The sequence below is a fragment of the Marinospirillum sp. genome (assembly GCF_014859565.1).
In genome coordinates, this window is record NZ_JACUUA010000124.1 from 1 (window position 1) to 10507 (window position 10507).

The following is a 10507-nucleotide window of genomic DNA, read 5'->3' on the forward strand; positions in this document are numbered from 1 at the left end:
GCAGAACACCCCCTCTGTCATGAAAAGGGCCGGATCATTAAAAACAACAACCACAACCGCCACCCAGAGGTGGAAACGGACGCGCCTACCCAGCCTCGCCCATGATGAATCGCCTTGATGAAAAATCCGCCATGAGCGGCTACTGAGTCTCAGAATAGACACCTGCCGGGAGGCATGATGAACCCACAGAGCAACCTGCCGCAAGATGACATTCAGCAGCTTTCACCCGCTGCACGCCGCGCCTACGAAAGAGAAATGCAACGCCTCCAGCAGCAGGCGCAACAACCACAGCCGCAACTTGGCCTGCAAGCAGGCAGCGAATCAAAGCAGGGCATCTTCGGTGATTTGATTGATGCCTTTCAGCAAGGTATCTACCAGTCTATTGCCGGTGATGCAGAAACGGTATATCAGCTGACCGGATCAGGCGCAGGATTACGCGACCTGGCGACAGACCGCGCAGACCTGCAACAGGAAACCATGTCGCCAGCTATGCAGCAGGCCATGGGTAAAGAGCTTTTTACCGAAGATGAAAACGGCAAGCTGCGCATGGGTGAAGGCTTTACCGACCCGCGCACCTGGGCAGGATCAACCGCAAACCTTGCAGGCCAGTGGGCAGGCGTGCTGGCACCCGGTGCTGGCATCGCTGCTGCAGGCACACGCATCGGAACAAAGGTAGCGGGAAAACTGCTGGGTAAAGAGGCAGCAAAAAACGCAGCACCGGCTATCCGCGCCACAAGTCAGGCCGTTGGCTTTGGTACGGCAGGTGCTGCATCAGCTGGTGGCATGATGGGCATACAGGCACGGGATGAAGTAATGGCAATGCCTGATGCTGAACTGGACGAATCCACAGCCTTTCGTGATACCTACTGGTCATTGGCCGACCAGAACCCGGACGCTGATGTTGCAACCTTGCGCAAGCAGGCGCGAGAACAGGTGGCAGAAATGGCTGCCACACAGGTGCAGAGCAATCCGGCACTGATTACCAGTAATTTTGCACTGGAAGCCGTCGGCGGCAAAATGCTTGATGACCTGCTTCGTGGCGGCATGGGCACCGGCAGCCGCCTTAAAAACATGGGGCAACAGGTGGCCGTACAAGGTAGCACCGGCGCAGCGCAGGGCGGTATAGAGCAGTACGCGCTGAACCAAGCCATGATCGAAACGGCAGACCCTGGCCGCGACCCGATGGAGGGCGTAAAAGCCAACGCCGCCACAGAGGGTGTGCTAAGCGGTGGACTGGGCGGGGTTGCTGGCGGCATACGCAAAGGCACCCCAGCTCAAGATCAGCCTGCACAGCCAGAAGAATCCCAGCCAGAGATCCAGCAAGAACCTGAAATACTTGGTCTGCCTGCACCAGAACAGCCTCTGATGCTGGAAAACCAGAACATCATTTACGGCGAAGCCCCGCCTGCTCAGCCAAACCCTGCTGCAGAAATTACCCGCCAAGCCTTTGAAGAACCCTACACCGAGCCAAAAAAGAGCCGCAAGGCTGACCAGCCAGAAGCCGAAGCACCACAAGCCGCACCCATTGCCAAAGGCCAGCGATCCAAGGCATGGACACCGGACAATGAGCCGGTGGAAGTCAGTTATGCGGTAATTGATCTGGATCAACTCAAGATCAGCCACGATGAAGCCGGACGGGTAAACCCGGACTACCCGCAAGAACTGCAGCAGCGGGAGCGTGAAAACGTAGCCTCTCGCGTATGGATTGCCAAAACCGCTGCCCAGCTGAATCCTGAGCGCCTGGCAGACTCGCCCAATGTTTCTGATGGCGCACCCATTATCGGCAGTGATGGCGTGGTTGAATCCGGCAATGGTCGCAGCGCTGCTATCCGGTTGTCCTACCTGCAGAACGCGCCGCAAGCCAAGGCCTATAAGGCCTATGTGACCAAAAAAGCCAGAGAGCTGGGTGTGCCGCCTGAGCAGATCATGCAGATGAAGCAGCCTGTGTTGGTGCGCGTGCGCGAAGGTGAAACCGACCGACTGCAATTCACCCGCAAGGCCAACAAGCAGCAGGTCGCCAGTCAAAACCGTTTTGAGCAAGCCCGCACCGATGCCGAAAAAATCAGCAGTGACATGATGCGCATGTGGCAGCCATCTGATACTGATGGTGCACTGGCCGCCAGCAACCAGGACTTTGTTCGCGCCTTTGCGCAAGAGCTTGGGCAGGAGGAAGCCGCCAGCCTGATGCGCAATGATGGCCGTGCCAATGCTGATATGGGGCGCAGGATTGAGGCGGCAGTATTTCACAAGGCATACCAGAATGATGCGCTGGTAGAGATGCAGACCGACATTGAAGGCCCTTACAAAAATCTGATGAGAGCACTCAGCAAAGCAGCGCCAGATTTTGCGGTGGCACGGGAATACAACCCGGAACTGAGCGGAAAGATGGCGGACTTTATCGGTAGCGCCTTTGAAATGGCAGAAAGCGCACGCAGCAAAGGCTTAACCATCAATCAACTGATTGCCCAGGGTGACGCATTCAGCGAAGCCACACCGGCAGAAGTCAAAACCCTTGCCACCTTTATCAGCGTGAACCGCAGCAAACCCACCCGGCTTTCTGCTATGTTTACAGAGCTGGCTGCAATCACCCGCCAGCAGGCCGAGCAAGGCACGACAGAAAACCTGTTCGGCGACCAACCCCTAACCCCGCAGGAGATCATCAATGAAGCAGCAAGCCGGACTGAGCGAAACAATGAAACAGATGCTGGAACAGGCGCACAGCCACGCCAACCAGATCCAGACGGACGAGGCGAAGTTGACACCTCTACCCAAAGAACTGCAACCGTCGCAGACGCACCAGAACAAGCCCAGCCAGAAGCCGCAGAAGTAACGCCAGAAGCAGAATCAGATCAACCCCTGCTGGAATCCTACACCCAGCAGGAGATCGAGCAGCAGGCGCAAGAACAGCGACAGCTGCAGGCCAGCCAAGCCAAAGCAGAGCGAGAAGCAGAGCAGCGCGAACAAGCCGACCGTGAAGCCGATGACTTTGTACTGGCTGGCAGCAACAGCCAGACCGACCAGGCAGAAGCCAGAGGCCAGAACAACCTGTTTGACCAGGATGCGCAGGAAGTTGACACCAGCCCCGCCGAAGCCAAGCCGGGAGCAGAACCGGCAACCGGCGTGTCCCGCGAGCAAGCCGCCACTCCCATTGAGGATGCAGGCGAGAAGCTGGGCGGTGCGCGAAAGGATGAAATGCGTACTGTGCGCGAGCGACTGGAAAGCATGGATGATGCCGAGATAGCCAGCAGCACCCTGTCAAAACTGTGGCCTAAAAATGAAATCAACAACATTCAGGACAATGCCGCAGCTGCCATCTATCAAACTGCACGCGACCACATACCCAGCAAACCCCGCAAGCCACACCTGGTAAAGCGATGGGTTGAAAGCGTGAAGCTGGCAAGGGAGCTGGTATCCATTACGGAGGAAAGGGGCGGAGAAACTGTCTTGCAAAAAATGCACGGCAACTGGAAGTTGTTACCCTTCCTCAGGAAAATCGAAGTTCTTGCAGGACTGCCACGCGATCAATGGGTCAGGATAGGGCGAGTCGAGTTAGCAACTGGCGAATATATGCAGAATGACAACTGGGTCAAAGGCAGCTGGTTTATTGTAGAAATCGACAATCGCAGACAGACTTTTTACGGCCACGAAAAAACTGAAACCGTTATCCCGGAAATAAAAGCTGCCCTGGAAGAAAATCAGCCCACAGCCAGCAAGATGAAGTTTGAAATCAGGCGGGTGACTAAAACCGGAGAGGTCTTTATAAACAAGGCTGGAGACAGCGAAAGACGCCGCCTGAAAACCTTTGATAGCGTAGCGGCTGCCCGAGCATTCATGAACACCAATTACGACGAATTGGTGCAGGCATGGGATGCTGTAAAAAACCGGGACAATGTTGCCAAGGCTGATGTGCGCAGTAATGACAACCTTCCTCGCACCGGCAAGGATCACCGGCAAGGCAAGGATGTTACTGCAGACGAGTTCTTGCAAGCCTTTGGCTTCCGTGGCGTCGAGTTTGGCAACTGGGTTAAGCAGTCTGGCAAGAACGCCAGAGAGCGCCAGGATATGCTGAATGATACCTACGATGCTTTCATGGATCTGGCCGACGTGCTGAACATTCCACCAGAAGCATTGAGCCTGAACGGACGCCTTGGCATTGGCTTAGGCTCACGCGGAAGCGGATCAGCAAACGCACACTTTGAGTCTGTCCGGCACGTCATCAACCTTACCAAAACGAAAGGCGCTGGCGCGCTGGCTCATGAATGGTTTCACGCACTGGACAACTACTTTGCCCGTCAGCGCGGAGAGCCTGTATTTGATGGTGATCAAAACGAGTTCAGAAGAAAGTCTTATGTGACGTATCAGCCAGAGCCGACGATGGTGTACAAGCCATCTTACGAGAAGGGCAGGATTAACCGCATAACCAAGGCCGAATATGATCAAAGGGTGAAGAATAACGTCATCAAAGCCGACGACTGGATGCTAGATCCTGACCACCCACAAGGCATCCGTCCGGAAGTTGAAAAAGCCTTTGCTGACATTGTGCATAAGCTGGATGAATCACCGATGCGGTCACGCTCCAGCATTATCGACAAAGGTAAATCTGACGGTTACTGGTCTCGGATCATTGAGCGCGGGGCAAGAGCCTTTGAAACCTACGTGATAACCAGCATGGCAGATCAAGGTTTCCGCAACGACTTTCTGTCCAACGTGGTGCCAGTAGAGGAATTTGCACGCAATCCAGATCGCTATCCATACCTGACGGAAGCTGAGCAAAAGCCAATCAATGAAGCCTTTGACAAGCTTTTTGAAACCCTGGAAACACGCGAAACCCCAGAGGGTGTGGCCTTGTTCAAGCTGGACTCAGGTGGCGCCACCGGCATTCCCCGTGAGCAAGCCGCTGCCGCCATTAAGGATCAGCTGGGCAAGCTGGCCAGCCGCGTGAACGTGATTGATACACCGGATCAGCTGCCGCTGGCCGCTCAACTGGCGCTGCATATTCAGGGTGTTGATCCTGCCAACGCGCAGGGCATCTACCATGATGGGCAGGTGTACGCCATTGCCAGTAATCTGGACAGCATTCAGAACGCCATTGATACCGCAATCCATGAGGTGGTGGGACACGAAGGTTTGCGCGGCCTGCTGGGTGAGCGACTGGATGCCGTGATGGATCAGGTGTATCAATCTCACCAAGGCAGCCAGCAGATGAAGCAGCTGCGCGAGCATTACGACCACCTGGATTATCGTAAAAAAGCAGACCAGCGCATTCTCGCCGAGGAGCTGATTGCCCACCTTGCAGAGCAGCAGAGCAAGCCCAAGCTGCTGCAGCGGGTGATCAGCGCCATACGTGCCGCCTTGCGTCAGGTCTTCCCGAATATCCGCTGGACGGGTCCTGATGTGTACGCATTGATTGATTCTGCCCGGCGTTATGCTGAGCGTGAAAACTTCAGTCGGGCAGACAGTGCGACCAGAACAAGCTTGAGGCCCGATGTATTCAAGCCGATCACAGAAGAGGCTGAAGCCTATCGTGACGCATTACGGAAAATGCTGGAAAGCAAAAAAACCTTGGTGCCGCCAATTACCCTGGGCAGAACTCCACCAGCATTGCGTGAACTGAATACACCCGATTTGCCGATTGGAATAAGTCGTGATGTGGTACGCAAAGCCACCAACGGCGTGAAGCATGATGTGCCGATGGCCGTTATTGAGCAGCTCCCTGAACTGCTGCATGACCCGGTTGCAGTTTTTGAGGGATCAGAAAAAGACAGCCTGCTGGTGTTGGTGGACAGCATAGACAGCAATGGTGCGCCGATTGTCAGCGCCATTCATTTCAGTAAGCGACAGGGGCGGCTGGAGGTTAATAGTCTCGCCAGCGTTTATGGAAAAGACCGTCCTGGCGCATTGAGCAAGAACAAGCTGCTTTACCTGAACAAAAAGAAAAACCCTGAACTGGTACGACTGATGGGGCTCCAATTGCCCGCAAGTGGTTCACCGGTTCAGGGTCAGGGCTTCAATGTAGTCACTCCAGAGGATCTTGTCAATCGGCCAACCCTTCTGAAGAAGCGGCAAACCATTGCAGAGCGGTTCCCAGATACTGATGCCGACCAGCAGAGCTTTCTTGGCAAGATCGGCGCAGACAAGCCTGGGGCAATGGAGCGGGCAGGCGAATGGTTGAAGAAAACCTTTGATCGCATTGGCCTGAGATTCCGCCAGGGAGCCATCGACAAATATGCAGCCCTGATGGAGATGGACAAAAAGCTGTTCGGCGAAAGTATCACCGATGAAAACATTCAGTCATCCAGCTGGGTGCTGGCAAGAATGGCAACCAGCGCAGGAAGTGTTGTGGGCACCATGATGGAGATGGGGCGAGTGTACTGGGATGCCAAGAACAAGGTGATTGACGTACAGGAAGACAGCGCAGGCAAGGGCGGTCTTGCTGGCGTGCTTTACCAGCTGGGCAGCGCTGCGGAAATCGAGCGCTTTATGGGGTGGGTGGCTGCCAATCGCAGTAAAAAGCTGGCAGCAGAAGGCAGGGAGAACCTGTTTACACCGGAAGAAATTGAAGCGGGTGTACGCCTGAACCAAGGTAAAACCGAATCCAACCGTGACCGCGCAGAGCTGTACAAAAAGGTATTCAAAGAGTTTCAGCAGTACCGGGATGATGTGCTACAGATTGCCGAAGCCTCTGGAATCATCACCCCTGAAAACCGCAAAATGTGGAAGGATGAATTTTATGTGCCCTTCTACCGCGTGCAACAGGAGATGGATACAGAGGTTAAAGGCGTGCGCACCGGCAAAGGCTTAACCCGGCAGGAAGCCTACAAGCGCCTAAAGGGTGGCAACACCCAGTTGAATGATCTGCTGCAAAACACCCTGATGAACTTCAACCACCTGATCGAAGCCAGCTTGAAGAATGTGGCCGCCACGCAAGCCATGGATAACGCTGCCCAACTGGGCATTGCTGAGCAGGTGAACGAGGCAGGACGCGACACCAAAACCAGCACGTTTGTTCTGCGTGACGGACAGAAAACCTGGTACCAGATCAACGACCCGATGGTGTACAACGCGCTGATCGCCATGCAAGATCCGCCGATCAACTTCCCTGGCATGGGGTTGATGCGTAAATTCAAGCGGGTATTCACCCAGGCCATTACAGCAACCCCCCAGTTTCAGTTTTCTATCCTGATGCGGGATTCCATGCAGGCCATTGCCACCAGCAAGATGCCGTATAACGTGCCCAAGAACATCCTGAAAGGCGCGATAGCTTACGGCGTGAACAATAAAACCAGCCTGACCAAAGCCCGAATGATGGCAACGGGCGGCAGCATGAGCTTTGGCAATATGCTGGGTGCAGACCCCGAAGCGGCCAAGCTGAACATGGAGCGCAACATGCGCCGAGCCAACCTGATCAGCACAGACAATGCTGGTAAGGTGCTGCGTAAAAGCTGGGATTATTGGATGGAGGTAACCAACACTGCGGAGAACATTAACCGCACCGCCATTTTTGAACACAACTACGACCAGAGCAAACTGAAGGCTGCATGGGAGGCGCGGGATCTGATCGACTACAGCCAGCACGGCAGCTCTGCTGTGCTGCGATTCTTTATTGATGTGGTGCCTTTCCTGAACGCCCGTATTCAAGGCTTGGACAAACTGTACCGGTCTGGATTTAAACCCACGGCCAAGGTGGTGCGCTCTGTGTTTGGTGGCGCCACTGCCGATGCCAGCGACAAGGCCGCAGCCAAGCGCTTCAGCCTGGTTGTTGGGGCGCTATCTTTGGCAACTGTTGCCCTGTACCTGAACAACAAAGACAACGAGGAATACGAGAAGCTGGAGGACTGGGATAAGGACACTTACTGGCACTTCTTTGTTGGCGGTGCACACTTCCGCCTACATAAGCCCTTTGAGGTTGGCGCAATCGCCACCCTGGTGGAGCGCATCACACAGCAATTTGTTGACGAGAAGGCCACCGGCAAACTGTTTGCTCAGCGCCTTGGGCACATGCTGGCCTACACCTTCAGCATGGACCCCACGCCGCAAGCGATTAACCCGATGATGGAAGTGTGGGCGAACAAAAACAAATTCACTGGCCGCCAGATTGAAAGCATGGCGCATCAGCGGTTAAGCCCCAGCCAGCGAGTGAACCCGAACACAACCAAGCACGCCCAGTGGATCAGCCGTGGACTGGAAGGAACGCTGGGCGCAGCCTTTGGCAAGGATTCCAGCCTGGTGCTCAGCCCGGTGCAGATCGACCACCTGATAGGCGGCTACCTTGGGCAAATCGGAGCGTCGGCCAGCAGCACAGCTGATGTGATCTTTCGCAGTGCGCTGGGAGAAACCCAGCCAGAAAAACGCTGGCATGAATACCAGCCCTTCCGCCGCTTTTACCAGGACACCACCATCCCCGGTTATGAGAAATACGGAACCCTGTTTTATGACCGGCTGACTGAGGTGCGGCGCGTGCACGCGGATATCCAGAATTACCAGAAAATAGGAGAGCTGGAACGCGCAAGGGAAATGGCAAACCGCCACCGCAGCGAACTGGGGCAGCGGCAAGTAATGGAGCGTGCCAGCAGGCAGCTGACCGCGCTACGCGCCAGAGCAAACATTGTGCGGAATAACCATAACCTAAGCCCGGAGGAAAAACGCGCAGAGCTGGACAGGATTCGTGCCATGCAGAACCGGCTGCAAAAGATGGTGGTGGATAGGCTGGATATCAGAACCTGAAAAAAACAAACCCCCGACAGGCTGGCACCTTCGGGGGTTTTTCATGCCGTGAGGCATTAAGCACACGCCTGAACAGGAGGCGATAAGCGAAGAATAAACGACTACTGGTTAAATTTCTAGGTGCCACCATGAAAACAGAGAACATCAAACCGAATCAGGCACACAAAACCATTTGGCACTTTGCTGCTGCCTTGTGTGTGATTATCGTCACCGCAAGATTGCCAGAGCTGATTGCAGCACTGGCAGAGCATGTTTTTAGATGATGATACCTGGAGGGATCACCATGCCCGCAAGCCCTTTTATTAACTTCTGCGCCGGTATCAGTCTGCTACTGATTTCATCCGGCGCATTCTTCTGGCTATCATCCAGCGTTATTCTGGCACTGATTAACCAAAGCCTTTAGAATACGCTACCATTGCGCAGGCGGTAGTAAATCACCATACTTAATTGCATAGACGCATTCATGAGGCTGGTATGCTGATTACGCACGAGCGAGAGAAGATGATCCAGGCGATCATTTTTTTTGCCAAGAACACCCGTTACTGCGGCAAAGTTAAGCTGTTTAAGCTGCTGTACTTTCTTGATTTTGAACACTTCAAAACCACTGGCCGCAGCGTAACAGGGTTAACGTATTCTGCGTGGCCGATGGGGCCGGTGCCTGTTGCCTTGTATGGTGAGCTGGATTGCCCTGAGCCAGATCTTGCTGAGGCCGTTAAGATCAGCGAGATAGCCACAGGCCGGATGCCCATGCTTTCTTTTGATCCGCTGGTGGATTTTTCTGCCGATCATTTTACCAGGCGAGAAATGAAGCTGATGCAGCAGCTGGCGCATGAATACGCCGATTGCAAATCAGAAGAAATCATAGAAGCGACCCACCTTGAAAACCTGCCCTGGGACAGGGTGTTCAACAAGGAAGGGAAGAAGCAGGCTGAGATTCCATACAGCTATGCGCTACGTGCCAGCGAAGCAGAAGAAATGATGCAGATGGTTGGTGAGCGCCAGGAGTTTATGCAGGCGATTGCATGAGCGCTGGGGACGTGTACTTTGATCGGGCTTTCCAGTTTCACGATGGTGAGATTGGTGAAAAGCTGATTGTTATTCTTGGATCAGAAAAAAGCACGACTCTGGTCTGTAAAACCACATCGCAGAATTACGGAAAAGGCATTACTTACGGGTGCCAGAACAGCGACCGGATACCTAATTTTTACCTGCCACTGAATAGCTGCTACCTGAAAAAGCCCACCTGGATCTGCCTGACCGAGCAGATCACCCGCGAGCTGCAAGATTGCGCCCTGAACAGTGACGACATAACTCCCCGGCAAGAGCGAATCATCCGCGCTTGCCGGGTTTAATCTCACCCAAACACCGACCCCGCAGCAGCACCAAACCGCTTGGCGTAGATGCTGCTCATCAGCGGTTCCAGATGCTTGAGTTTGTGGGCATCACAACTGCCTTCCCCCACCTGATATCCAGCATTTCCCCGCCGAACCGTGAACCCAGCGCCTTGCTGACTTTGTACAGCTCATACCGATTAAAAATCTTATTGGTCAGCACCATGCGACCCATCAGCCGGTGAATGTGCAGAAGCTCAAGTTCGGTAATGGCAATCAGCTGACCCTGGCCTTTCAGCTCATCCAGCCTTGCTATTTCCGGCAGGGCTGGAGCCTCTTGCTTTTGGATGTACTCGCCAGCCATAGCCAGATTGTGGATATAGGCAACAGCTGCTGGCCGATGCCCAAGCTGGAAGCCACATGGTTGGTTACAAAAGATGGGCGAACCAGCA

General features: G+C 54.4%; 5 protein-coding genes. 4 read left to right on the top strand and 1 reads right to left on the bottom strand.

What is annotated here, in order from left to right:
- Positions 1–174: 174 nt before the first annotated feature.
- The 4 genes from IBX50_RS13555 (at position 175) to IBX50_RS13570 (ending at position 10076) form a co-directional block, all read left to right on the top strand.
- Positions 175–8724 carry an LPD38 domain-containing protein gene (locus tag IBX50_RS13555; RefSeq protein ID WP_292256665.1) on the top strand — a complete coding sequence of 2850 codons (8550 nt, stop codon included), beginning with the start codon at positions 175–177 and terminating at the stop codon, positions 8722–8724.
- A gap of 128 nt (positions 8725–8852) precedes the next feature.
- The gene (locus IBX50_RS13560) at positions 8853–8987 is read left to right on the top strand and encodes a hypothetical protein (RefSeq protein ID WP_292256667.1); all 135 of its coding nucleotides are present in this window, start codon (positions 8853–8855) and stop codon (positions 8985–8987) included.
- Between the two features lie 211 nt (positions 8988–9198).
- Positions 9199–9750, top strand: a complete 552-nt coding sequence (locus IBX50_RS13565) for a Panacea domain-containing protein (RefSeq protein WP_292256669.1) — start codon at positions 9199–9201, stop codon at positions 9748–9750.
- The gene (locus IBX50_RS13570; RefSeq protein ID WP_292256670.1) at positions 9747–10076 is read left to right on the top strand and encodes a hypothetical protein; all 330 of its coding nucleotides are present in this window, start codon (positions 9747–9749) and stop codon (positions 10074–10076) included. Before IBX50_RS13565 ends, IBX50_RS13570 begins: the two co-directional genes overlap by 4 nt.
- Positions 10077–10134: 58 nt before the next feature.
- Here the strand turns inward: IBX50_RS13570 and IBX50_RS13575 are convergent.
- On the bottom strand, positions 10135–10507 hold a 373-nt coding region (locus IBX50_RS13575; RefSeq protein ID WP_292256672.1), incomplete at its 5' end, for a hypothetical protein.

Excerpts from the sequence above, each read along its gene's own strand:
- IBX50_RS13555 (WP_292256665.1), top strand. The coding sequence starts at position 175 with ATGATGAACCCACAGAGCAACCTGCCGCAAGATGACATTCAGCAGCTT.
- IBX50_RS13560 (WP_292256667.1), top strand. The coding sequence starts at position 8,853 with ATGAAAACAGAGAACATCAAACCGAATCAGGCACACAAAACCATTTGG.
- IBX50_RS13565 (WP_292256669.1), top strand. The coding sequence starts at position 9,199 with ATGCTGATTACGCACGAGCGAGAGAAGATGATCCAGGCGATCATTTTT.
- IBX50_RS13570 (WP_292256670.1), top strand. The coding sequence starts at position 9,747 with ATGAGCGCTGGGGACGTGTACTTTGATCGGGCTTTCCAGTTTCACGAT.